The following is a 22,597-nucleotide window of genomic DNA, read 5'->3' on the forward strand; positions in this document are numbered from 1 at the left end:
GGTCAGCAGGTGCGAGTGGCGGCAAGCCGCGTTCTCCACACGTGTCGGGTGTTCGGGACCTCCGGGTGGTCCAGGAGCCAGAGAACATAGCCCGCGTGGAGCTGTGCCCATGAGTCCCCCGAGTGATGCGCCCTGTGGAGCCTGCCGCGCAGTTCGTCTCCGTCGATCGCCCGGGCCACACGTACGTACTCACGGTCCTTGCACCGATAGGGGCGTTGGACGGCTAGGTCGATCAGATCGACGAGTTTCGCCTTCACCTGGTCGTCGTGGTCGGCAGTGGCCAGTTGCCGGATCAGACGCTGCTTCGTACCCCACGCCTTCGCGTGCTGTGTCCACTCCTGTGGGTACCGGGCCTCCCATTCCAGGTACAGCAGGGCGAAGGGCAGCCCCGCCCACGTGTTGATCGCCCCGGAGGCGTGCCTGCTCCCCAGGGCTTCGGGCAGGCAGCGACTCGCGGCCTCGTCGTAAGCCTTCCGGGCGGCTGCCCGGTCCCGTGCCTTGAACCTCAGCCGAGGGGTCGGCAGCCAAGCCTTCTTGATCCGGAGAAGAGCGGACTCGACTTCTTCTTGGGCACTGGTCAGTCGAGCATGGGCAGCGGTGCGTTCGGCAAGGGTCGGCGCTATCAAGCCGTGAGCCCATGCCAAACGCTCGGTCCATCCGTGGTCGGCGTCGTCGACGCCCGAGCCCGCCATCTCTGTCACGCCACAGATCATCGCCCGATCGGCACGCCGGCGCGATCCCATATGCGTGGAGCCCGTATGGCCTTCAACGACGGATCGGAATTTGCAGATTCGGATCCTGGCGTGTGCACGGCTGGCTGGCTGGCGGCCCTGAGGAGTGATCCTCAGGGCCGCATCGAAGGGATTGTGAACGGGACCCGGGTGCGGGTCAGCGCGGGGCGATGGCGTTCAGGATCGCCGACGCGACATGGTCGGCGGCGTTGCGGTGGCCCCTGGCGTTGGGGTGCACGAGGGCCGGACGGTCGTCGTGGTCGAAGATGCCCTCGACCCACTTGCCGGCGTCACAGACGCTGTGGTTCCGGGTGGAGTCGTAGAGGTTGACGAAGGTGGCGGTGTCGCGGGTGTCGGCCGACTTCTCGATGGCCTTGTTGAGGGGTTCCAGGACGTCATGGCGCAGCCAGTCCAGGTCGCCCTGGGTGATCGAGGCGAAGTGCTGCAGGTCGTTGTACCGGCACTTGGACGTGTCCTGGGGGATGATCGTGGGGTAGCCGACGGTCAGGATCTTGGCGTGCGGGGCGCGCTCGTGGAGCTTGGCGAGCATCTGGTCGTAGTCGCGGCTCACCTTGGTCAGCCTGCCGGGGATGTCGGCGGCCAGGGCGTCCCTGCACGGTGTGTCCACGCCGCCGCTGCCCGAGCCCAGTTCCAGGCACTTGAAGAGGATGTCGGCGAACCCGAGGGTGTTGCCGCCCACGCCGACGGTGATCACGTCGGTGCCGGGCTCGACCGCCTCGGACTGGGGAGGCACCGGAGGGAAGGGGTAGTCCGGGTCCTCGGGGAAGCCCGGCACGTTACGGCCGATCGGCTGCTGGGCCCGGAAGGTGACGTCCTCGATCGTGGCGGCGCCGCAGCTGACGTTGGTCAGTTCGATCAGCGAGCCGAAGTCCCGGTCGATGACCTGCGGGTAGGACTGATCGGTGCGCTCGCAGCCGTCGCGAGGGTATTCGAAGACGTCACCGGCGGCCGGGATGACTCCGGCGGTGTAGGAGTCGCCCAGGGCGACCCACTGGTAGTCCGCCGCGGCGGCGGGTTGTGCCGCGATGAGTTGTGCGGGGGCCAGGACGCCTGCGGTGAGTGCCGCGGCCGAGCCGAGCAGGACCAGTCGAGTGCGAAAGCTTGCCACGAATCCTCCGGGGATACGGTGTTGGCGACGCTTTGAACCCTATGAGGCTCGTTACTTAAAGCACTAGATCCAATACGGACAGTCACATCCCGTGGGGTTCAGGGGTGTTTACAGTCGAGGCGGCCGGGTTCTGAAAGGACGGGCCCGATATCCGGACTGCCTGGTTCCGCCGCGTGACCGGCCCTGCTCGGTATGTGCGCCCTGCGCCGTGCGCTTGCCCGACGTGTGACTGTCCGGGCCCGTGGTGCGACTCCGGCAGGCTGTCCTATTCGTGATCTTCAAGAGGCCGCGAGCGGCTGCGGCTGCCAGGGCTGACGGCCCTCGGCCGGCCGCAGGAGGTGCCGCTGGCCAACAGGCCCAGACCTGCGGCAAGTTATCCGTCAAGATGTGAACCGATCCCGTCGCCTTCTGCGTGTATCTGATAGCGGTGCCGGGGGCGGGCAGGCTCGCTGTCGAGCGCTGTGCGCGGGGGCACTGGGGTATGGGGATACGGGACAGCTGCGCGGGGGAAGCATCGGTGATCGCCCCTGCCGTCGCACGAGGAGAGGGAGAGCCGCGCGGATGCATGACAAGGAGGCCGTAGAGGTGCCACCGGACCAGGAGCGTAGGGTCGCGGGCCGCTATCGGCTGCTGTCGCGCCTCGGTGAGGGCGGCATGGGAACGGTGTGGAGTGCGCGCGACGAGACACTGCACCGCGATGTCGCCGTCAAGGAGGTGCGTGCCCCGGCCGGGCTGTCCGCCGCGCACATCGAGAGGATGTACACCCGGCTCGAACGCGAGGCCTGGGCCGCCGCCCGCATCCCCAGCCGCAACGTCGTGACCGTCTACGACGTGGCCTGGGACGAGGGCTGCCCCTGGATCGTCATGGAACTCGTGCGCGGACGCTCGCTGGGGGACCTGCTGCGCGCCGAGGGGCCGCTGGACCCGAAGCGGGCGGCGCAGATCGGCGTCGAGATCCTGTCCGCCCTGCGCGCCGCGCACGCCGAGGGGGTGCTGCACCGCGATGTGAAGCCCGCCAACGTGCTGCTCGGCACGGACGGCAGCGTCGTGCTCACCGACTTCGGCATCGCCATGGTCGAGGGCGACTCCTCGCTGACCATGACCGGCGAGGTCGTGGGCTCCCCCGAGTACCTTCCGCCGGAGCGGGCCCTCGGCCGCACTCCGGGTCCCGAGTCCGACCTGTGGTCGCTCGGCGTTCTGCTGTACGCGTCCGTGGAGGGCCTCTCCCCCTTCCGCCAGGACACCCCGCTCAGCACCCTGCGCGCGATCGTCGACGACGAGCCGCCGGCACCGCGCCGGAGCGGCCCGCTCGCTCCCGTCGTCGAGGGGCTTCTGCGCAAGGAGCCCGCCGAGCGCATGACCGCGGAGCAGGCCGAGCGGCACCTGCGGTCGATCGCGGCGGGCGAGACGGTCCCGGCAGCTACGGCAGCAACGGCAGCTACGGCAGCAACGGCGGCCACGGCAGCAACGGCGGTCTCGAAGCCCCCGACCACTACGACCGCTCCGACCGCTCCGACGGCCCTGACGGCCGCCGAGGATGCGCCGACGAGCGCCGTCTTGGATGCGCCCACGGCTGTCGACGCCCCGGAGGTCCCCACGGCCGTCGACGCTCCCACGGTCGGCGAACCCCTGACAGTCGGCGACGCTCCCACGGCCGGTGACGCACCGACCGTCGGCGTCGTACAGACCGCCGATGACACACCAACGGCGACACCGTCCCCGGCACCGGCACCAACGGCGACACCGGCACCTGCACCGACCGCGCACGCCGTGACCGTGACGTCGCTCGCCCAGCCCGCCCACTTCCCTCAGCCCGCCCAGTCCCTTCAGTCCCCTCAGCCCGCCCAACCCGTGCCCACACCCCACGCGGCCGTGCCGGTCGGTGTCTTCGGGCCGCCCATCGGCTTCGAGCCGCCGGCTGCCGACGTTCCGCGCCGTGGCCGACGCACCGCGGCCGTGATCGCGGGCGCGGTCGTGTGTGTCCTGCTCATCGCCGGGCTGAGCTACGCGCTGGTCAGCCGCGGTCAGGACGACGAAGGGGACGACAAGGCCGCGGGCACGGGCAGTTCGTCGCCGAGTCCGACCCAGCAGGACACCACGCAGAAGGTCCGGGTGACCGTGACCGGCGTCAACACGACCTACGTCGGAGCCTGTTCGCCGCCGGCCGACCAGGCCCCCACCTTCACGGCCACGTTCGCCGTGGACGAGGCACCGGCCAAGATCACCTATCGATGGGTGTCCAAGGACGGTTCGGTGGTCGATCACGAGTGGCGCTCCGTCACCTTCCCGAGCGGCGGGGACCGTACGGGCCAGGACACCGTGCGGTTGACGGCGTACTCCAAGGCCGGAACCTTCACCAGCGAGATCGGTGTGGAGGTCAAGGGCCCCTTGGGGACGACCTCGAACACGGTGCCCTTCTCGGTGACGTGCGAGTAGCCCCTCGTCGATTTCGACCGCCGTTGAGTTGAGACCGCCGTTGAGTTGAGATCGCCGTTGAATTTCGATTGCCGTTGAAAAAAGGAGAACGCAGGTGCCGTCGGTCATCGTGGGACGTACGGGTCCCTTCACTGGTCAGAGTGTGGTGCTGGACGGCACACCGCTGACGTTCGGCCGCAAGGGCGACAACAGCATCGTGCTCGTGAGCGCCAACGCCTCGCGTCTGCACGCCGAGATCGTCACGGAGGACGCCGGGTTCGTCCTGTACGACCGGGACAGCCGCAACGGCACGTACGTCAACGACGAACGCGTCACACGGCATGTGCTGCGCCCCAACGACTGCATACGAATCGGCGACGAGACCTTCCTCTACGAGGCGCAGGAGGCGATGGAGACGGTCATGGACCTCTCCCTGCTGAACTCGCCGCGCGTCGACCCGAACGCCGACAGCGGCACCCTGCGCGTCACGGTCACCGGCGGCGGGCCGGTCGGCCTCGCCTTCGCCCTGGCACTGGACGAGCAACTGCCGGGACGTGCACAGATCACCGTGTACGACGCCCGGTGGCACAAGGAGGGCTCCGCCGTCGTCTGGAAGGACGAGCGGCACGGCAACGTGCGGCGTCAGCAGGTCGTGACCGTTCAGAGCCGGCAGTACCTGGCGCTGTCCGAGGAGGTCCGCTCGGCGCTGTTCGACGACGCGGAGGGCTACTCGGAGATGTGGCCCGTCGGGCCGGACTCCGTGGACGGCCGTCCGCCGCGCAACATCCGCATCGCCCGTGTCGAGGACCAGCTGCTGGAACTGGCCAACAAGCGCGCGGCCATCAGGCTCGTCCCCAAGCGTTTCGACGTGGAGGAGCAGCAGAACCGGATCGCCCAGGACCATGTCCTCGTCATCGCGGAGGGCGGGCGTTCCCGCACCCGCGAGCACTACGCCGACCGCTTCGGGGCGGCCGACGCCTCGATCTACTCCCTCGACGGCGAGCACCTGCGGGACGTCGTGCTGGGGCTGCGGGTGAAGTCGACGCTGTCGGACCCGATGAGCGTCCTGCTCACCGTGTCCCAGAACCGTTTCCTGCTCAACTCGCTGCGCGGCGAGGGCTTCCTGAACATGCGGCTCACCCGCGAGGAGGCCGAGGACGTCATCGGCATCGACCCGGTCCGCAAGGTCTTCGAGGAGTGCATCGCCGCCCGCCCCTGTGTCATGACCCGGGGTGAGCACAACGAGTTCGTCTGTCCCACGCACGGCACCCTGTTCCTGCCGGCCCTGCTGCAGGGCTCGCCGCTGTGGAAGCGGATCCAGGAGGGGCTGAAGCTGTTCGGGGTGCCCGAGGAGGACCTGTCGGCGGTCACCTCGTTCCGGCTGGACATGGTGCAGCGCCCGCGCTTCTCGGCCCAGCTCAGCCGGCCCACCGCGAAGACCCCGGGGACCTTCGGCTTCCTGCTGGGCGATGCGGCGAACGCCATCCACTTCTGGCCCGGCCGAGGCCTCAACAGCGGTCTGGCGTCGGCCACTTCGCTCGCCCGCTCGCTCAGCCGCGTCTGGCAGGGCCGGCCGCTGCGCGACGCCGACTTCATCCGGCACGAGGCGGCGATGTCGATGCTTCAGTACCGGCACAAGTCCCGGGCCTGGAACGCGATGGTGGCCACCGACGACGAGGGCATCACTCGCGCCATCAAGGACATCGTCGCCCGCAGCATGGAGCCGGACGACGGCTCCGCGGCCCGCCGCTCCGATCTCGACCTGCTGCTCGACCGCATGGCCGCCATCCGCGAGCGTCTGTCGTCCCGCCTCCCGGGCATGCCGACCGACGACGAACTGCGCGCCCAACTCGCCGCGCTCGCGCCGGGGACGCTGCGCACGCTTCAGGAGAGCGGGGCGTGGGACACCCTGATCGTCAGCGGTGAGGAGGCCGACATCGACATCTTCTACCAGTCGGAGGTCCCTGTCTTCGTGCCCCGGCCCGCCGACCCCCGACCGGAACCCCGCCCCGACCCGCGTACCGACCCGCGTACCGATCTTCCGCCGCACGTGCCGCAGGAGGCCGGCTTCCTCAACCCGCACAACGCGGGCCCGGCCGTCTCGTCGTCGTGAGTCCCGCTCGTCGATCGTCGGGGCCTCGGCGTCGGTCTTGCTGAAGACTGCCCGCATGGAGTTCTTCTGCTATCACCGTGACCGGGTCGGCGCCCTGGCGTTGCGGCACGAGCTGTCGGAGGCGCACTGGGCCTATATGGACCGGTACGCGAAGGAGTTGATCGCCCGGGGGCCGACGTTCGGCGCCGACGCCGACGCCGACGTCGACGTGCCCTCGGGCAGTGTGCACATCGTCGATCTGCCGCATCCCGCCGCTGCCCGTGCGTTCGCCTTCGACGAGCCCAACTACCAGGCCGGCGTGTATCGGGACGTGCTGCTGCGCCGGTGGCGCAATCTGCTGGGGCGCACCATGTGGGAGTTTCCCGGCGGGCGGGACGAGGGGAGCCGGGATCGGTATCTCGTGCTCGGGCTGGGAATCGGCCCGGGCGAGGCTTCCGTCGACCTTGCCGTGCCCGCGGGGTGGGAGGACCGGCTCATCGCGTACGGGCCCTTGTCGTCCGACGACGGGACCGTCCGGGTGGGCACGGCCGCCCTGGTGCGGGCCGACGGCCCGGCGGCGGCCCGGGAGGTGCTGACCCCCGGCCGGTATGCCGACATCGAGGTTCATGCGTGGGAGTTCGGTGGACGGCGGTGAGCTCCACCGTCCCCCCTCCCCCCCCCGGCTCATTCGGCCGTGTCCTCCCGTAGTCGGAGTTCCTCGCGGTAGGCGTTCGCGAGTGTCGTCGCTCGGGTGAACCAGTCCGTGAGGACGGCGATCTCGTCCGGCGAGTAGTCGGCGAAGAGGGCGTCGAGGCGGGCGTAGTACGGCTCGTAGAGGGCGTAGGCCCTCGCCACCGCGGAGGGGACCGCCGCCACCCGGACTCGGCGGCGGTCCTGGGGATCGGGGCGGCGGGAGACGTAGCCGGCGCGTTCCAGACGGTTCAGGATGCCGGTCACCGCACCCGTCGTGACATGGACGCGGGCCGCGAGGTCGCCGGCGGTGAGGAGGTCCTCGCCGGCCTGGATGACGTAGGCGAAGCAGGTCAGGTCGGTGACGTTCAGGCCCAGGCGCTGGGCCATCTCCTGTTGGCCGACCATGCTGGCCGCGATGAGGTCGTCCATCGCCGAGAGCGCCTGTGCGGGGGTGGCGGCGGGGCGGGGCGGGAAGGGTGGTGGGGCGGGGGTCATCGCGGGGCCGGGTCCTCTCCGGTGCGTTGGTGCTGGGTCCTTGTTATCTGCTTTCCGCTTGTCTTACCTTGTAAGAAGTTTCTGCCTCTAACTTCTTAGGTGGTGAGAGATTCGGTGGCTGGGCATCAGTACGACGAAGGGCACACGATCGCCGGGTGGAGCGGGGTGGCCGTCGCGACCGTCGGGGTCTCCGTGATGGGCGTGGGGGTGTGCGCCGTCTCCGTGCCCGCGCTGGTCGGCGGGGGCGTCGTCGCCGCACTGGGCGCGCTGCTCACCTGGGGGCTGCATCTCGCCGGGTGGGGCAAGCCGCCGGGGGCGCGGCCCCGGGCGGAGTGGGGCATGCGGGTGCGGGATCCCGGGGCCCGGGCGGGGCATCCGGAGTGCCTGGGGTGCCGGCTCGCCGGACGCGGCCGGGTGGCCGGGGGCTCGTTGTCAGTGCCGGGGCCTACCGTTGCGGGTGATGGCACAGGCATGGAAGTGCGCGGGGCTGCGGTGGTCGGCGGAGAGCCCCGTGCTGATGTGGGACGGGGGGCGTCGTAGTCCGCTGTCCTGGGGGAAGCAGGTCTCCTTCCAGGTGGCGGTGGGGAGTGCGCGCAGGTGCGTCGGGGCTCGGGGGTATGCGTGTCCCCGGGGGGCGGGGGTGTCCGGGAGGGGTACCGGGGCCCGGTGCGAGGAGTGCGCGCGGCTGGACCGGGCGCACTCCGTCGCGGCGGACGGGATCGCCGACGATCCACGGCCGTACCGCGTCTATCTCGCCTGGTTCGGGCCCGGCCTCGTCAAGGTCGGGATCACGAGGGTCGAGCGGGGGTCGGTGCGGCTGCTGGAGCAGGGCGCGGTCTCGTTCAGCTGGCTCGGCGCGGGGCCGCTGATGGCCGCCCGGCGCACCGAGGAGCTGCTGCGGGCCGCGCTGCGGGTGCCGGACCGGATTCCGTACGCCGAGAAGCGGGCGGTGCGGGCCGCATTGCCGGGAACGGAGGAGGAACGGGCCGTTGAGATACGCGAGGTGTACGGACGGGCCGTGGAACTGGGCGGCTGGCCGGAGTCGTTGGAGCGCGCTCCCTTCCGACCCGTCGATCATGTGCGGGCGTTCGGGCTCGCGGCAGCCCCGGCCGCCCTCGGGGAGGTGCGCGAGCTCGTCCCCGGCGGCTCGTTGAGCGGGCGGTTGGTCGCGGCCGCCGGGCCCGATCTCCATCTGGCCACCCCGGAAGGGGTGATCGTGCTGGACACACGGCTGATGCGGGGCTGGGAGCTGGGCCCGGTGGCAGCGGACGCCGACGAGGTCGCCGTCCGCCTTCCCGTCCGCCGTTTCAAAGGCGACGACCATCGGCAGGACGGCCTGTTCTGAGCGGTCGGGCGGGTGCCGCTTCCTGTGCATCGCCCAGGTGGATCACAGGCGTCGTTCGAACGGTCGGCCCATGTGGTTTTAAGACAAGGCGGTCCGCGAGGGCGCAGAAGGTGAAATCTTCGGGCATGTCGCCCGGCGCTGTCGGGGCGGCGCAAGGAGTACCCAGGCGTTGCCTGAGAGGCGCCTGTGCGTTTCTTAGGGAAATCACAGATTAGGGAAAGGGTGTTCTCAGGGGACCCCGACAAGGTGTCCACCATGACCACGACCTCGCCCCAGGGGCGCACCGAACTGCTGAGGCCGGACGGGAGCCCCGTCCGAGTGCTTGTGGTGGACGACGAACTGTCGATCACCGAACTGCTGTCCATGGCCCTGCGCTATGAGGGATGGCAGATCCGCAGTGCCGGAGACGGCACCGGCGCCATCCAGACAGCGCGGGAGTTCCGTCCCGACGCCGTCGTTCTCGACATGATGCTGCCGGACATGGACGGGCTGACCGTCCTGGGGCGGATGCGCCGCGAGCTGCCGGACGTGCCGGTGCTCTTCCTGACGGCCAAGGACGCGGTCGAGGACCGTATCGCCGGACTCACCGCCGGCGGCGACGACTACGTCACCAAGCCGTTCAGCCTCGAAGAGGTCGTGGCCCGGCTGCGTGGGCTCATCCGGCGCTCCGGCGCCGCCGACCGACGCTCCGACTCCGTGCTCGTCGTCGGGGACCTCACCCTCGACGAGGACAGCCACGAGGTCTCGCGGGCCGGGGACAACATCCATCTGACCGCCACCGAGTTCGAGCTGCTGCGCTTCCTGATGCGCAACCCGCGGCGCGTGCTGAGCAAGGCGCAGATACTCGACCGCGTGTGGTCGTACGACTTCGGCGGCCAGGCCAACGTCGTCGAGCTCTACATCTCCTACCTGCGTCGCAAGATAGACGCCGGTCGCGAGCCGATGATCCACACCCGGCGTGGCGCCGGGTACCTGATCAAGCCCGCCGCGTCATGAGCGCACGACGACGGCCGCGTCCGCAGAAGCGACGAGCGGGACAGCCGCGCACCCTGCGGACGCGACTCGTCGTCGCGTCCGTAGTACTGATCGCCGTCGTCTGCGCGGTGATCGGAACGGTGACGACCCTGGCCCTGCGCTCCCACCTGTACGACCAGCTCAACGACAAGCTGACGGACGTGGCGAACCGTGCGGGCGGGATGGGGCCGCCGGGCGGGATCAAGGAAGGCAAGCCGACCCAGTCCACCCTCGGCGCGACCGGCTCCTCCGGCACCGTCAACCTGGACGACTTCGTCAAGGGCGGCCCCCAGCCGCAGGGCACGTTGATCGCGAAGGTCGAGAACGGGAGCATCACCGACTCCAAGCTCGGTGAGCGGGACGCCGACAGCACCGAGATCAACCCCATGGTGGCCAAGGACCTGAGCGAGGCCCAGGAGGCCGCCCTCGGCACGGTCACCCAGGACCTTTCGTCGCACAGCGTCGAACTGCCCGGGCTGGGCGACTACCTGGTCAAGTACGTCTCCGGGGACAGGGGCTCGTACTACGTGGCCATCCCCACCCAGGACACCGACAGCACCATCACCACGCTCATCCTCGTCGAGCTCAGCGTCACAGCCGCCGGTCTCGTGGCCGCCGGTATCGCCGGGTACGTCATGGTCGGCGTCGCCACCCGCCCGCTGCGCCGGGTCGCCACCACCGCCACCCGGGTCTCCGAGCTTCCCCTGCACACCGGCGAGGTCAACCTCAGCGAGCGGGTGCCGGAGTCCGAGACCGATCCGCACACCGAGGTCGGACAGGTCGGCGCCGCGCTCAACCGGATGCTGAACCACGTCCACGGCGCGCTGCACGCCCGCCAGGAGAGCGAGATGCGGGTCCGCCAGTTCGTCGCGGACGCCAGTCACGAGCTCCGCACGCCCCTCGCCTCCATCCGCGGCTACGCCGAACTGACCCGGCGCGGGCGCGAGGAGGTCGGACCCGACACCAAGCACGCGCTGGGCCGGATCGAGTCCGAGGCCAGCCGGATGACCCTCCTCGTCGAGGACCTCCTGCTGCTCGCCCGCCTCGACGCCGGACGGCCGCTGCAGTTCGAGCAGACCGACCTCGTCCCGCTCGTCATCGACACCATCAGCGACGCCCGCGCCGCCGGACGCGAACACGTCTGGCGCCTCGAACTTCCCGACGAGCCGGCCCTGGTGTCGGCGGACGCGGCCCGGCTGCAGCAGGTGCTGGTCAACCTCCTGGCCAACGCCCGTACGCACACCCCGCCCGGCACGACCGTCACCGCGCGCGTGCAGCGACGTGGGCCGTGGCTGTGCGTGGACGTCCAGGACAACGGTCAGGGCATTCCGTCCGACCTGCTCCCGCATGTCTTCGAACGGTTCGCGCGAGGCGACTCCGCGCGCTCCCGTGCCACCGGTTCCACCGGTCTCGGCCTCGCCATCGTGCAGGCCGTCGCGACCGCGCACGGCGGTGCCGTGACCGTCGACAGCGTGCCCGGACACACCGTGTTCACGGTGCATCTGCCCGCACTCGGCCCCGCTGTGCCCCAGCCGGCTCCCGAAACGAACTGGCAACTGGACTCACAGGTCGAGCACAGTGCCACCACATGGGTGCAACAGGGCGCCTGAGGAAAGTAGGTGGCATGCGAACCGACTCTTCTCCCGGCACCCTGCCGGCGCGGGAGCACCTCCCGGCCGACACAGCCGGTACGCCTGTCCTGGACGTAGTGATCCCCGTCTACAACGAGGAGAAGGACCTCCAGCCCTGTGTCCAGAGACTCCACGACCATCTGACGCGGACGTTCCCGTACTCGTTCCGCATCACGATCGCGGACAACGCGTCGACGGACACCACCCCGCAGGTGGCGCAGCGGCTGGAGGCGCGGATCCCGGAGGTGAAGAACTTCCGGCTCGAGCAGAAGGGCCGCGGCCGTGCGCTGCGGACCGTCTGGTCCGCCTCGGACGCCCCGATCCTCGCCTACATGGACGTGGACCTGTCCACCGATCTCAACGCGCTGCTGCCGCTGGTGGCGCCGCTGATCTCCGGTCACTCCGACCTGGCGATCGGCTCCCGGCTGGCCCGTAGCTCCCGGGTGGTGCGCGGGCCGAAGCGGGAGTTCATCAGCCGCGCCTACAACCTGATCCTGCGCGGCTCGCTCCAGGCGCGTTTCTCGGACGCGCAGTGCGGGTTCAAGGCGATCCGGCGTGACGTCGCACAAGTTCTGCTCCCCCTGGTGGAAGACACCGGCTGGTTCTTCGACACTGAGATGCTGGTGCTCGCCGAACGTGCCGGGCTCCGTATCCACGAGGTGCCGGTCGACTGGGTCGACGACCCGAACTCCACGGTGCACATCGTGAAGACGGCGACCGACGACCTGAAGGGGGTGTGGCGTGTGGGCAAGGCCCTGGCCACCGGTTCGCTGTCGTTGGACCGGCTCACCCGACCGTTCGGCGACGACCCGCGCGACCGGGACATCCAGGACGTGCCCAAGGGTCTGGCCCGGCAGCTCGTCGGCTTCTGTGTCGTAGGCGGCCTCTCCACCCTCTTCTACCTCCTTCTCTACAGCGGCTTCCGCCAGTTCAGCGGCTCGCAGGTCGCCAACGCGCTCGCCCTGCTGGTGTCCGCCGTCGCCAACACCGCGGCCAACCGGCGCCTGACCTTCGGGGTGCGGGGCCGCGGCGGGGCCATCAAGCACCAGGCACAGGGCCTGGTCGTCTTCGGCATCGGCCTCGCGCTGACCAGCGGCTCGCTCGTCGCGCTGAACGCGGCGTCCGCCGACCCCGCGCACTCCACCGAGCTGGCGGTCCTGATAGCCGCCAACCTCGCGGCGACGGTGCTGCGCTTCCTTCTCTTCCGCGTCTGGGTGTTCTCCGACCGGCGGGACGACGGCGAGGACCCGGCGACGACGCTGGCCACGGCCGCCGCTCACCCCCCGGTCCACCCTCCGGTCCACGCCCCGGTCCACCCCGCGGGCCCGTCCCCGGCGACGTACCCGACCGCGTCCTCGCAGGCCGGCGGCCCCTTCGTGCCGCTGCCGCAGCGCCAGGTCTCCCACCACCCCCAGCACACGCACCCCCAGCACGCGCACCACCCGCACCACCCGCACAGCGCCACCCACGCACACGGCGCCACCGACACGACGACTCAGTTCCGCGCCGGCGAAGCCGCGGACGGCACCTGGAGGGACGCCACCATGCAGCTGCAGCCGGTGCGCCCCCACGACACCGACCCGGGGGACGCCCGATGACCACGCACATCGACCAGCCGACGGCCGATCAGCCGACGGCCCACTGGGAGCCGTCGCCCGCGGCGCCCCCGCAGGAAACGCTCGTCCCGGCCCCCGAGTCGGGTGAGCCGAAGCAGCCCCTGCACCGCAGACTGTGGCGCGGCCGCCCCGAGGACCCCCGCTGGGCGCGCCCGGCCTTCCTCGGACTGCTGGCCGCCACCCTCGTCCTCTACCTCTACAACCTGAGCGCCTCCGGCTACGCCAACTCCTTCTACTCCGCGGCCGTCCAGGCCGGCAGCCAGTCCTGGAAGGCCTTCTTCTTCGGCTCGCTGGACGCGGGCAACGCGATCACCGTCGACAAGCCCCCGGCCTCACTGTGGCCGATGGCGCTGTCGGTGCGGATCTTCGGCCTGAACTCCTGGGCGATCCTCGCCCCCGAGGTGCTGATGGGCGTCGGCACGGTCGCCGTCGTCTACGCCTCCGTGCGCCGCCGGTTCAGCGCACCCGCCGGTCTGATCGCCGGCGCCGTGCTGGCGCTGACCCCGGTCGCCGCGCTGATGTTCCGGTTCAACAACCCGGACGCGATGCTGGCCCTGCTGATGGCCGTGGCCTGCTACTTCGTGGCCCGCGCGGTGGAGGACGGCCGGACCAAGTGGCTGGTGTGGGCCGGTGTCGCCATCGGCTTCGCGTTCCTCGCCAAGACCCTCCAGGCCTTCCTGATCCTGCCGCCGCTCGCGATCGTCTACGCGGTCTGCGCGCCGGTGAGCCTCAAGAAGCGCTTCGGTCAGCTGGCCGTCGCCACCGGCGCACTGATCGTGTCCGGCGGCTGGTGGGTCGCGATCGTCGAGCTGTGGCCCGCCTCCTCCCGCCCGTACATCGGCGGCTCGCAGAACAACTCCTTCCTGGAGCTGACCTTCGGCTACAACGGTCTCGGCCGCCTCAACGGCGAGGAGACCGGCAGCGTCGGCGGCGGCGGTGGCGGCGGCACCACCGGCCAGTGGGGCGAGACCGGCTGGGACCGGATGTTCAACTCCGAGATCGGCGGCCAGATCTCCTGGCTGCTGCCGGCCGCGCTCGTCCTGCTGGTCGGCGGCCTGGTCGCCACGCGCAAGCTGAAGCGGACGTCGGCCACCCGCGGTCTGTTCCTCGTCTGGGGCGGCTCGCTGCTGATCACCATGGTCGTCTTCAGCTACATGGCGGGCATCTTCCACCAGTACTACACGATCGCCCTCGCCCCCTACATGGCGGCCGTGATCGGCATGGGCGCCGGGATCCTGTGGGAGAAGCGGTCCGAGATGTGGGCCTCGCTCACCCTCGCGGCCTCGGTCGTCGCGGCGGCCGCCTGGTCGTACGTGCTGCTCAACCGCACCTCCGACTACCTGCCCTGGCTGAAGTGGCTGGTCCTGATCGGCGGCCTGGCCGCAGCTCTCGGCCTGGTCTTCGCGGGCCGGATCAACCGTCAGCTCGCCCTCGCGGCGGCCTCCGTGGGCCTGGTGGCCGCGCTGGCCGGTCCGACGGCGTACACCATCAGCACGCTGCAGGAGGGCCACACCGGCTCCATCGTGACCGCCGGCCCGGCCGGCGCGAGCATGATGGGCGGCGGCGGCCCGGGCGGTGGCGGCGGTGGCCGGGGCGGCAACGGCGGCGGCCCCGGCGGCCAGAGCCAGCAGAACGGCAACGGCAACACGCAGAACCAGCAGGGCGGCGGCATGGGCGGCTTCCCCGGTGGCGGCATGCCCGGCCAGAACCAGCAGAACGGCAACGGCAACACCAACGGCAACACCCAGAACCAGGGCCAGGGCCAGAACCAGGGCCAGGGCCAGGGCCAGAACCAGCAGGGCGGCATGCCCGGCGGTCAGACCGGTGAGGGCGGCGGCATGGGCGGCGGCGGTGGCGTCGGCGGTCTGCTGAACGGCGCCTCGGTCACCGACGAGGCCAAGAAGCTGCTGGAGGCCGACTCCGGCAAGTACACCTGGGCCGCGGCCGCGATCGGCGCCCAGAACGCCGCGAGCTACCAGCTCGCCACGGGTGACGCGGTGATGGCGATCGGCGGCTTCAACGGCACCGACCCGTCGCCGACGCTGGCGCAGTTCAAGCAGTACGTGACCGACGGCAAGATCCACTACTTCATCAGCAGCGGATCGTCCGGCGGCGGCATGGGCGGCAGCAGCAGCACCGGCACGTCCTCGCAGATCACCTCCTGGGTCGAGGCCAACTTCAAGAAGGTGACGGTCGGTTCGGCCACCTTCTACGACCTGACGCAGAAGGCGAGCAGCTGACCGTAGTGCTCTGAGCAAGGGCGGTGGCCGATTGCCACCGCCCTTGCTCGTATCTCCGTTGTGCGGTGTAGAGGAACTCTTCTACGGTGTACAGCATGTCTATGTCCTCCCAGGGCCACCCCCGACGCTGGCTGATCCTCGGCGTGATCTGCCTCGCGCAGCTCACCGTGCTGCTCGACAACACGATCCTGAACGTCGCGATCCCCTCGCTCACCCGTGAGCTGGGCGCGACCACCTCCGACATCCAGTGGATGATCAACGCGTACTCGCTCGTCCAGTCCGGCCTGCTGCTCACCGCGGGCAGCACCGCCGACCGCTACGGCCGGAAGAAGCTGCTGGCCACCGGCCTGGCGCTGTTCGGCATCGGATCAGTGGCGGCCGGACTCGCCACCACCTCGACCCAGCTGATCGCGGCGCGCGCGGGCATGGGGGTCGGCGGTGCGCTGCTGCTCACCACCACCCTCGCCGTGGCGATGCAGATCTTCACGCCCGAGGAGCAGCCGAGGGCGATCGGCATCTGGGCCGCGGTGAACGCGCTCGGCTTCGCCACCGGCCCGCTGATCGGCGGGTTCATGCTGAACCACTTCTGGTGGGGCGCGATCTTCCTGATCAACCTGCCGGTCGCGGCCCTCGCACTGGCGGCCGTGGTGGTCCTGGTCCCGGAGTCCAAAAACCCGCAGGGCGACCGGCCGGACCTGCTCGGCGCGGTCCTCTCCACCGTCGGCATGGCCTCGCTCGTCTTCGCGATCATCTCCGGTCCGGCGCACGGCTGGACGTCGGCGCGGGTGCTGGTGAGCGCGGCGGTGGCCGTCGTCGTCCTGGCGCTGTTCGCCTACTGGGAGAGCCGGATCCCGTACCCCATGCTGGACCTGGACTTCTTCCGCGACCGCGGGTTCACCGGCGCGGTCGCCGGGGCGGTCCTGATCACCTTCGGGATGAGCGGCGCGCTCTTCCTGCTCACCCAGCATCTGCAGTTCGTCCTCGGATACGGACCCCTGGAGGCGGGCCTGCGGACCGCGCCGCTCGCGCTGACCGTCGTCCTGCTCAACTTCAGCGGGGTGGCGGCGAAGCTGACGGTGCGGCTGGGGGCGCCGAGGGCGGTCCTGGCGAGCATGGTCGTGATGTCGGGCGGGCTGGTGTCGATCGCGACGACCGGCGAGGCGTACGCCGGGACCGCGGCCGGACTGGTCCTCATAGGCATCGGCTGCGCGGTCGCCAACCCGGCGATGGCCCACGCGATCATGAAGGCGATACCGCCGGCGAAGGCGGGCGTGGGCGCGGGGATCAACGGAACGCTGGCGGAGTTCGGGAACGGTTTGGGAGTGGCCGTGCTGGGAGCGGTGCTCAGTTCGTCCGTCGCATCGGGGAAGTCGCTGTCGACCGCACTCGGGGTCGGGCAGGCGGTGGGGGCGGTGGCCGTCCTGCTGGGCGGCGCGGTAGCGGCCGGGCTGCTGCGGCGGGCGGACCGGGCAGAGCGGAAGTCGGTGCTGGCCGCCTAGGGACCTGTCCTGGGCCAGGTCCTTGGGCCAGGTCCTAGGACAGATCCTGGGGAAGTCGCAGATCGGAGCGGTCCCGCGCGTCCCGTCGGCGGGACGCCGCATAGCATCTTCCTCAGCGACCAGTAGTTCAGGAAGGTGCCTCGCCATGGCCGAGACCGCCAGGGAAGCCGCGCACCACAGCGTGTGGGTGGAGGGCAGCGCGCGTCGGCGTGGGCGGGGCGCGGGGCAGGTGTCCGGGCTCGACCGGGACCGGATCACCGAGGTCACCGTGCGGCTGCTGGACGCCGAGGGGCTGGCCAGGTTCTCCATGCGGCGGCTGGCGGCCGAGCTGAACGTGACGGCGATGTCCGTGTACTGGTACGTCGACACCAAGGACGACCTTCTCGAACTCGCCCTGGACGCGGTCTTCGGCGAGATGAGCCTGCCCGACCCGGACTCCGGCGAGGACTGGCGCGGCCAACTGCGCACGCTGGCCAGGGAGTACCGCACCCTGCTGGTCCGTCACCCCTGGGTGTCGCCGCTGGCGGGCACCTTCCTCAACCTGGGCCCGAACAACCTGGCCTTCTCCCGGGTCGTCCAGCACCTCATCCGCCGCACCGGGCTGCCCCTCCACGGTCTGGCGGCGGCCACGTCCTCCGTCTTCCAGTTCGTGTACGGCTTCGGCACGATCGAGGGCCACTTCATCGCCCGCGCCAGAGCCGGGGGCATGACCCCGGACGAGTACTTCCGGCACGCCATGAGCACGGTGACGCAGGCCCCGCAGGCCGCCGACATCGTCAAGGAGTCGGAGGACATCATGGCGGCCCGGGGCGGCGGCACGGTCGAGGAGATGTGGGAGCGGGACTTCGACTTCTCCCTCGACCTGGTGATCGCCGGCATCGAGGCGATGGTCGAACGGGGTTGACCCGACGAACCGGCCGGACGGACCAGTCAAACGGATCCACCGGACGGACCAGCCGAATGGACCGGCCGGGCGGACCGGCCGGACGGACTACTGGTCGGCGACGAGTCGTGCCGGGAAGCCGCCCGTCGCGACCGGTCCCCACCGCTGCGGGGTGATCCGGATGATCGACTTGCCCTGCTTGAGCATGGCCTGCCGATACTCGTCCCAGTCCGGGTGCTCGCCCGCGATGTTGCGGTAGTACTCCACGAGCGGCTCGACGGAGTCGGGCGCGTCGACGACCTCGGCCGTGCCGTCGATCTGGACCCACGGCCCGTTCCAGTCGTCGCTCAGCACGAGGACGCCGACCCGGTCGTCCCGCTTGGCGTTGCGCGTCTTGGCCCGCTCGGGGTAGGTGGAGACGACGATCCGCCCGGAGTCGTCGACCCCGCAGGTCAGCGGCGAGGCCTGGGAGCTGCCGTCGGTCCGCCGGGTCAGCAGGATCGCGCGGTGCCGGGGGCGGACGAAGTCCAGCAGCTCGTCCAGGGAGACCTTGGTGTTCGTCGCGATGTTCGGTGCCATGGGCTCAGCCTAGGCGGCGGACGGCCGGCCGCACGTGACCCTGCCGGTCCTACGCCTGCGGCAGCGCGTCCCCCTGCACCGCCTGGACGTCGAGCTCCACCTTCAGGGTCGTGCCGATGGCCGCGATGCCCGCCTGGACGACCTGGTTGTAGTTCATGGCGAAGTCCTCGCGCCGCAGCTCCGTCGTCGCCCGGAAGGCCGCCCGGGTGCCGCCCCAGGGGTCGGAGCCGGTGCCGAGGTAGGCGAGGTCGAGGTCGACGGGCCGTACGACGCCGCGCAGGGCGAGCTCGCCGTGGACGGTCCAGCGGTCCTGGCCGGCCACCGTCAGCCCGGTCGAGCGGTAGACGATCTCCGGGTGGGTCTCGAGGTCCAGGAAGTCCGCCGAGCGCAGATGGGTGTCGCGCGTGGCGTTGCCGGTGTCGATGGAGGCCGCCCGGATCACCGCCTCCACCCGCGACTTGGCGACGTCGTCCGGGGCGACCTCGATCGCCGCCGAGAACTCGGTGAACCGGCCGCGCACGCTGCTGATGCCCAGGTGCTGGGCGACCGCGCCGACGGTCGAGTGCGCCGGGTCCACGGTCCACGGGCCGGGCGGGGGCAGCTCCGTGCCGCCCTGCCGGGCCAGCGTCACGGTCCCGAGCTCGGCCCGCCTGCTCGCCGTGACGATCGCGCTGGACGCCGTCGGCGCGTACCCGACGGCCGTGACGATCACCGTGTACGCCCCCGGGGCGAGCTCGGTGGCGTCCCGCACGGTGCCTTCCCCGTCGGCCTCGGCGCGCAGCACCTGGCCGCCCGTCATATCGGTCACCGTGACGACCGCGTGCGACACGGCCCACCCGTCCCGCGTGCGGATCTTCGCGGTCAGTGCCATCTCACGTACTCCTCAACTGGAACCGGCCCGGTGCGGGGCGAACCCCGCACCGGGCCGGAGCCGACAACTGGTGGACCGGTGGACTACTCGCCCGGGTGGGCGAGTTCGATGTCGTGCCCGTCGACGCCGGCGCCCGCGACGGTCAGCGCGGTGGCCACCGGCGGGTAGCCGGTCGCGATGACCGTGTACTCGCCGCCGTCGAGATCGGCGAAGGCGTACGCCCCGTCCGCGCCGGTGGTGGCCGTGCCGATCACATTGCCCGCCGCGTCCACGAGCGTCACGCGCGCGTCGGTCAGCGGACCGTACGGCGTCCGGACGACGCCCCGGAGCTGCGCGCCCGCGTCGAGGACGACCTCCACCCGGGTCACACCCGTGGCGCCGACCTCGACGGGCAGGGCGCGCGGCCGGAACCCGACGGCGTTCACCGCGACGGTCACGGCGCCGGGCACCAGCTCGGTGAAGGCGAACCCGCCCTGCTCACCGGTGGCTGCGGTGGCCAGCAGATCGCCGCGCACATCGGTGACGATCACCATCGCGTCCTTGACGCCGTCGCCCGACTCGGCGGCCCGCACGACACCGCTGAGCCCGCTGGTCCCGCTGAGCAGGATGTCGTACGCGACCGGCTCGCCGTTCACGACGACCGTGGAGGCCTGCGGCTGGAACCCGTCCGCGGCGGCGATCAGCACGTACGAACCCGTACCCGGCGCGTCCAGCCCGTAGGAACCGTCGGCCTGCGCGACCGACCGGCCGAGCTGCCGTCCGGCAAGCGAGATCAGCGTGACGGCGGCCTGCGGGACGGGCGCGCTCTCCGCGCCGCGCACGAAGCCGTGCACCGGGACGCCGCCCGAGGGCGCCTGCGGCGCTTCGGCGACGGCGACGGCGGCGACGGCGGAGAGCCGCTGAGCGTCCTCCGGACCGGCCGTGGGACCGGCATCCGCGGCCGACTCGGTGACGGCCCAGCTGGGGACCTTCTCCTCGGCGGCGACCGCGGCAGGGGTGGTTGTGGCAGCGACCGCGGCCAGAGTCTCCGCAGCCGGGGTCTCCGTCTGGTCCGGAGTCTCCGCCGCCTGGGCCAGCGCGCCCTTCGTCCGCAGCGGGACCTCCTTGATGAACAGGGTGATCAGGAGGGCGAGCAGCGCCAGGCCGGCCGCGATCATGAAGACGTCCGCGATGCCGTGGCCGTACGCGCTTTCCATGACCGTGCGCAGCGGCGCGGGCAGCTTGTCCATGTCCGGGATCTGGCCGGAGGAACCGGAGGCGAGGGAGGCGTACTTGGGGTCGAGGTCGGCGATGCCGTCCTTGGCGTAGTCGGTGATGCGGTTGGCCATGACGGCGCCCAGCGCCGAGACGCCCATCGCACCGCCGAGCGACCGGAAGAAGGTGACGGTGGAGCTGGCGGAGCCGAGATCCTTGGCGTCGACCTGGTTCTGCGTCGAGAGCACCAGGTTCTGCATCATCATGCCGACGCCGAGACCCAGCAGCGCCATGAAGACGGCGGTCTTCCAGTAGTCCGTGTCGTAGCGGATCGTGCCGAGCAGTCCGAGGCCGGCCGTGATGAGCACACCGCCGCTGACCAGCCAGGCCTTCCACTTGCCGGTGCGGGTGATGAACTGCCCGGAGACGGTGGAGGAGACGAACAGGCCGCCGATCATCGGGATCGTCATGACGCCCGACATGGTCGGCGACTTGTCCCGGGCCAGCTGGAAGTACTGGGCGAAGAACACCGTGCCGGAGAACATCGCCACGCCGACGAACATCGAGGCGAGGGAGGAGAGGGTGATGGTCCGGTTGCGGAACAGCCGCAGCGGGATGATCGGCTCGGCCGCCCGCGACTCGACGAACACGAAGACGAGCCCGAGCAGGATCGAACCGGCGATCATCGTGTACGTCTGCCATGACAGCCAGTCGTACTTGTCACCGGCGAAGGTGACCCAGACCAGCAGCAGCGACACCGCCGCCGAGATGAAGAACGCGCCGGCCCAGTCGACCTTGACGTCCCGCTTCACGACCGGCAGGTGCAGGGTCTTCTGCAGCACGATCAGCGCGATGACGGCGAACGGCACGCCGACGTAGAAGCACCAGCGCCAGCCGAGCCAGCTGGTGTCGGTGATGACACCGCCGAGCAGCGGACCGCCGACGGTGGCGACGGCGAAGGTCGCGCCGAGGTATCCGGAGTAACGGCCGCGCTCACGCGGCGAGATCATCGCCGCCATGACGATCTGTGCGAGGGCGGACAGACCGCCGACGCCGACGCCCTGCACGACCCGGCAGGCGATCAGCATCCCGGAGTTCTGCGACAGCCCGGCCGCCGCCGATCCCAGCACGTAGATGACGAGCGCTATCTGGACGAGCGCCTTCTTGTCGTACAGGTCGGCGAGCTTGCCCCAGAGCGGGGTGGTCGCCGTCATCGCCAGCAGGGTGGCGGTCACGACCCAGGTGTAGGCGGACTGCCCGCCGCCGAGGTCGCCGATGATCTCCGGAAGGGCGTTCGAGACGATCGTGGACGACAGGATCGCCACGAACATCCCGAGCAGCAGCCCGGAGAGCGCCTCCATGATCTGCCGGTGGGTCATCGGAGCGGCCTCGGCGGAGCCGTGGGACCCTCCGCCGTGCTTCGCATGAGCCCGCACACCGGCCGGTGTGGTCGTTGCCATGAGCTTCCTTCTCTTACGTTGCTTCTGCGGGTGTACGGGTGGTCTCTGTTCGTTCGCTTACGGGAACGGGGGGTGGGGGCACGGGTGGGGGCGCAGGTGGGGGCGACGGCCGGTGCGCGATCGTCCGGCAGTCCCCGAAGCTGGTGCGCAGCCGGGTCAGCAGCCCGATGAGCAGGCCGACCTCGGCGTCCGTCCAGTCGCCCAGCCGCTCCGCCAGCAGATCGGCGCTCCGCCGGGACAGCTCGGCGAGCATCGCGTGGCCCGCCGGGGTGAGGTGCAGGATGCGGGAGCGTTTGTCCGCCGGGTCCGGGGAGCGCTCGAGCCAGCCCCGCTCGGCGAGATGCGCGGCATGCCTGCTGGTCACCGACATGTCGACGGCGAGCAGCTCGGAGAGGTTGCTCATGCGCATGTCCCCGTGGCGGCCGAGCAGCGCCAGTACGGCGGCCGAGCCCGCGGAGCAGTCCTGCGGCAGGATCCGTCCGAGGTCCCGCTTCACGGCGCCGACGGCGCTGAGCTGTCGTGCCAGCTCCTCGTACTGGGCCTGCGCGGCCATCACACCTCCCGGTTTCGTTGCTTAGGGCAACCATAGAAGCGGTTGGTTGCTGCAGGCAAATAAAACGGGTGCGAGCGCCGCAAAAAGTTGGCAAAGGCAAGTATTGCGAGGGTAAACGTGCAGGTCGGATCGGCGGACCTGGAGTCGGCGAACCCGC

The 22,597-nt window shown here is 70.7% G+C and carries 18 protein-coding genes; 11 read left to right on the forward strand and 7 right to left on the reverse strand.

What is annotated here, in order from left to right:
* Nucleotides 1–2 precede the first annotated feature (2 nt).
* Entirely contained in the window at nt 3–692 is a 690-nt protein-coding gene (locus ACWD4O_RS09665) for a hypothetical protein (protein WP_451279349.1), read from the reverse strand.
* Nucleotides 693–888: 196 nt separating this feature from the next.
* Complete coding sequence (locus ACWD4O_RS09670) at nt 889–1,860, reverse strand: SGNH/GDSL hydrolase family protein (RefSeq protein ID WP_451279066.1); 972 nt, start codon at nt 1,858–1,860, stop codon at nt 889–891.
* A 561-nt stretch (nt 1,861–2,421) separates the two neighbouring features.
* On the opposite strand from ACWD4O_RS09670, the gene ACWD4O_RS09675 reads away from it, so the two are divergent.
* The 3 genes from ACWD4O_RS09675 (at nt 2,422) to ACWD4O_RS09685 (ending at nt 7,022) form a co-directional block, all read left to right on the forward strand.
* Nucleotides 2,422–4,296, forward strand: coding sequence for a protein kinase domain-containing protein (locus ACWD4O_RS09675; protein ID WP_451279068.1), 1,875 nt, complete (start codon nt 2,422–2,424; stop codon nt 4,294–4,296).
* A gap of 94 nt (nt 4,297–4,390) precedes the next feature.
* Nucleotides 4,391–6,388 (forward strand): FHA domain-containing protein, encoded by a 1,998-nt coding sequence (locus ACWD4O_RS09680; RefSeq protein WP_451279070.1) that lies wholly within the window; start codon nt 4,391–4,393, stop codon nt 6,386–6,388.
* A gap of 55 nt (nt 6,389–6,443) precedes the next feature.
* Nucleotides 6,444–7,022, forward strand: a complete 579-nt coding sequence (locus tag ACWD4O_RS09685) for a YciI family protein (RefSeq protein ID WP_451279072.1) — start codon at nt 6,444–6,446, stop codon at nt 7,020–7,022.
* Nucleotides 7,023–7,051: 29 nt separating this feature from the next.
* Here ACWD4O_RS09685 and ACWD4O_RS09690 read toward each other — a convergent pair whose 3' ends face one another.
* Complete coding sequence (locus tag ACWD4O_RS09690) at nt 7,052–7,555, reverse strand: MarR family winged helix-turn-helix transcriptional regulator (protein ID WP_451279074.1); 504 nt, start codon at nt 7,553–7,555, stop codon at nt 7,052–7,054.
* Between the two features lie 114 nt (nt 7,556–7,669).
* Between ACWD4O_RS09690 and ACWD4O_RS09695 the strand changes: the two genes are divergently transcribed.
* The 8 genes from ACWD4O_RS09695 (at nt 7,670) to ACWD4O_RS09730 (ending at nt 17,804) form a co-directional block, all read left to right on the forward strand.
* Complete coding sequence (locus ACWD4O_RS09695; RefSeq protein ID WP_451279076.1) at nt 7,670–8,095, forward strand: HGxxPAAW family protein; 426 nt, start codon at nt 7,670–7,672, stop codon at nt 8,093–8,095.
* Nucleotides 8,016–8,900 carry a DUF2797 domain-containing protein gene (locus ACWD4O_RS09700; protein WP_451279078.1) on the forward strand — a complete coding sequence of 295 codons (885 nt, stop codon included), beginning with the start codon at nt 8,016–8,018 and terminating at the stop codon, nt 8,898–8,900. Before ACWD4O_RS09695 ends, ACWD4O_RS09700 begins: the two co-directional genes overlap by 80 nt.
* Before the next feature lie 255 nt (nt 8,901–9,155).
* Nucleotides 9,156–9,896 carry a response regulator transcription factor gene (locus tag ACWD4O_RS09705; protein ID WP_351907830.1) on the forward strand — a complete coding sequence of 247 codons (741 nt, stop codon included), beginning with the start codon at nt 9,156–9,158 and terminating at the stop codon, nt 9,894–9,896.
* The gene (locus ACWD4O_RS09710) at nt 9,893–11,524 is read left to right on the forward strand and encodes an ATP-binding protein (protein ID WP_451279081.1); all 1,632 of its coding nucleotides are present in this window, start codon (nt 9,893–9,895) and stop codon (nt 11,522–11,524) included. The genes ACWD4O_RS09705 and ACWD4O_RS09710 overlap by 4 nt, the downstream gene beginning before the upstream one ends.
* Before the next feature lie 14 nt (nt 11,525–11,538).
* Entirely contained in the window at nt 11,539–13,143 is a 1,605-nt protein-coding gene (locus tag ACWD4O_RS09715; RefSeq protein ID WP_451279083.1) for a glycosyltransferase, read from the forward strand.
* Nucleotides 13,140–15,401, forward strand: coding sequence for an ArnT family glycosyltransferase (locus tag ACWD4O_RS09720; RefSeq protein ID WP_451279085.1), 2,262 nt, complete (start codon nt 13,140–13,142; stop codon nt 15,399–15,401). Before ACWD4O_RS09715 ends, ACWD4O_RS09720 begins: the two co-directional genes overlap by 4 nt.
* Before the next feature lie 95 nt (nt 15,402–15,496).
* On the forward strand, nt 15,497–16,900 hold the full coding sequence (locus ACWD4O_RS09725) for an MFS transporter (protein ID WP_451279087.1): 1,404 nt from the start codon (nt 15,497–15,499) through the stop codon (nt 16,898–16,900).
* Between the two features lie 145 nt (nt 16,901–17,045).
* Complete coding sequence (locus ACWD4O_RS09730; protein ID WP_451279090.1) at nt 17,046–17,804, forward strand: TetR/AcrR family transcriptional regulator; 759 nt, start codon at nt 17,046–17,048, stop codon at nt 17,802–17,804.
* Nucleotides 17,805–17,891: 87 nt separating this feature from the next.
* Here ACWD4O_RS09730 and ACWD4O_RS09735 read toward each other — a convergent pair whose 3' ends face one another.
* From ACWD4O_RS09735 to ACWD4O_RS09750, 4 genes are all read right to left on the reverse strand, one after another.
* The gene (locus tag ACWD4O_RS09735) at nt 17,892–18,362 is read right to left on the reverse strand and encodes a PPOX class F420-dependent oxidoreductase (RefSeq protein ID WP_351907840.1); all 471 of its coding nucleotides are present in this window, start codon (nt 18,360–18,362) and stop codon (nt 17,892–17,894) included.
* A 49-nt stretch (nt 18,363–18,411) separates the two neighbouring features.
* Nucleotides 18,412–19,233: a YceI family protein gene (locus tag ACWD4O_RS09740; RefSeq protein WP_451279093.1), complete on the reverse strand. Its 822-nt coding sequence runs from the start codon at nt 19,231–19,233 to the stop codon at nt 18,412–18,414.
* Nucleotides 19,234–19,316: 83 nt separating this feature from the next.
* Complete coding sequence (locus ACWD4O_RS09745) at nt 19,317–21,887, reverse strand: MFS transporter (RefSeq protein ID WP_451279095.1); 2,571 nt, start codon at nt 21,885–21,887, stop codon at nt 19,317–19,319.
* 13 nt (nt 21,888–21,900) lie between these two features.
* On the reverse strand, nt 21,901–22,440 hold the full coding sequence (locus ACWD4O_RS09750) for a MarR family winged helix-turn-helix transcriptional regulator (protein WP_451279097.1): 540 nt from the start codon (nt 22,438–22,440) through the stop codon (nt 21,901–21,903).
* Nucleotides 22,441–22,597 lie beyond the last annotated feature (157 nt).

It is taken from the genome of Streptomyces sp. NPDC002623, assembly GCF_053592635.1.

Excerpts from the sequence above, each read along its gene's own strand:
- ACWD4O_RS09745 (WP_451279095.1), bottom strand. The coding sequence starts at position 21,887 with ATGGCAACGACCACACCGGCCGGTGTGCGGGCTCATGCGAAGCACGGC.
- ACWD4O_RS09675 (WP_451279068.1), top strand. The coding sequence starts at position 2,422 with ATGCATGACAAGGAGGCCGTAGAGGTGCCACCGGACCAGGAGCGTAGG.
- ACWD4O_RS09665 (WP_451279349.1), bottom strand. The coding sequence starts at position 692 with ATGGCGGGCTCGGGCGTCGACGACGCCGACCACGGATGGACCGAGCGT.
- ACWD4O_RS09735 (WP_351907840.1), bottom strand. The coding sequence starts at position 18,362 with ATGGCACCGAACATCGCGACGAACACCAAGGTCTCCCTGGACGAGCTG.
- ACWD4O_RS09750 (WP_451279097.1), bottom strand. The coding sequence starts at position 22,440 with ATGGCCGCGCAGGCCCAGTACGAGGAGCTGGCACGACAGCTCAGCGCC.
- ACWD4O_RS09685 (WP_451279072.1), top strand. The coding sequence starts at position 6,444 with ATGGAGTTCTTCTGCTATCACCGTGACCGGGTCGGCGCCCTGGCGTTG.
- ACWD4O_RS09715 (WP_451279083.1), top strand. The coding sequence starts at position 11,539 with ATGCGAACCGACTCTTCTCCCGGCACCCTGCCGGCGCGGGAGCACCTC.
- ACWD4O_RS09710 (WP_451279081.1), top strand. The coding sequence starts at position 9,893 with ATGAGCGCACGACGACGGCCGCGTCCGCAGAAGCGACGAGCGGGACAG.
- ACWD4O_RS09740 (WP_451279093.1), bottom strand. The coding sequence starts at position 19,233 with ATGGCACTGACCGCGAAGATCCGCACGCGGGACGGGTGGGCCGTGTCG.
- ACWD4O_RS09705 (WP_351907830.1), top strand. The coding sequence starts at position 9,156 with ATGACCACGACCTCGCCCCAGGGGCGCACCGAACTGCTGAGGCCGGAC.
- ACWD4O_RS09725 (WP_451279087.1), top strand. The coding sequence starts at position 15,497 with ATGTCTATGTCCTCCCAGGGCCACCCCCGACGCTGGCTGATCCTCGGC.
- ACWD4O_RS09690 (WP_451279074.1), bottom strand. The coding sequence starts at position 7,555 with ATGACCCCCGCCCCACCACCCTTCCCGCCCCGCCCCGCCGCCACCCCC.
- ACWD4O_RS09720 (WP_451279085.1), top strand. The coding sequence starts at position 13,140 with ATGACCACGCACATCGACCAGCCGACGGCCGATCAGCCGACGGCCCAC.
- ACWD4O_RS09730 (WP_451279090.1), top strand. The coding sequence starts at position 17,046 with ATGGCCGAGACCGCCAGGGAAGCCGCGCACCACAGCGTGTGGGTGGAG.
- ACWD4O_RS09700 (WP_451279078.1), top strand. The coding sequence starts at position 8,016 with ATGGCACAGGCATGGAAGTGCGCGGGGCTGCGGTGGTCGGCGGAGAGC.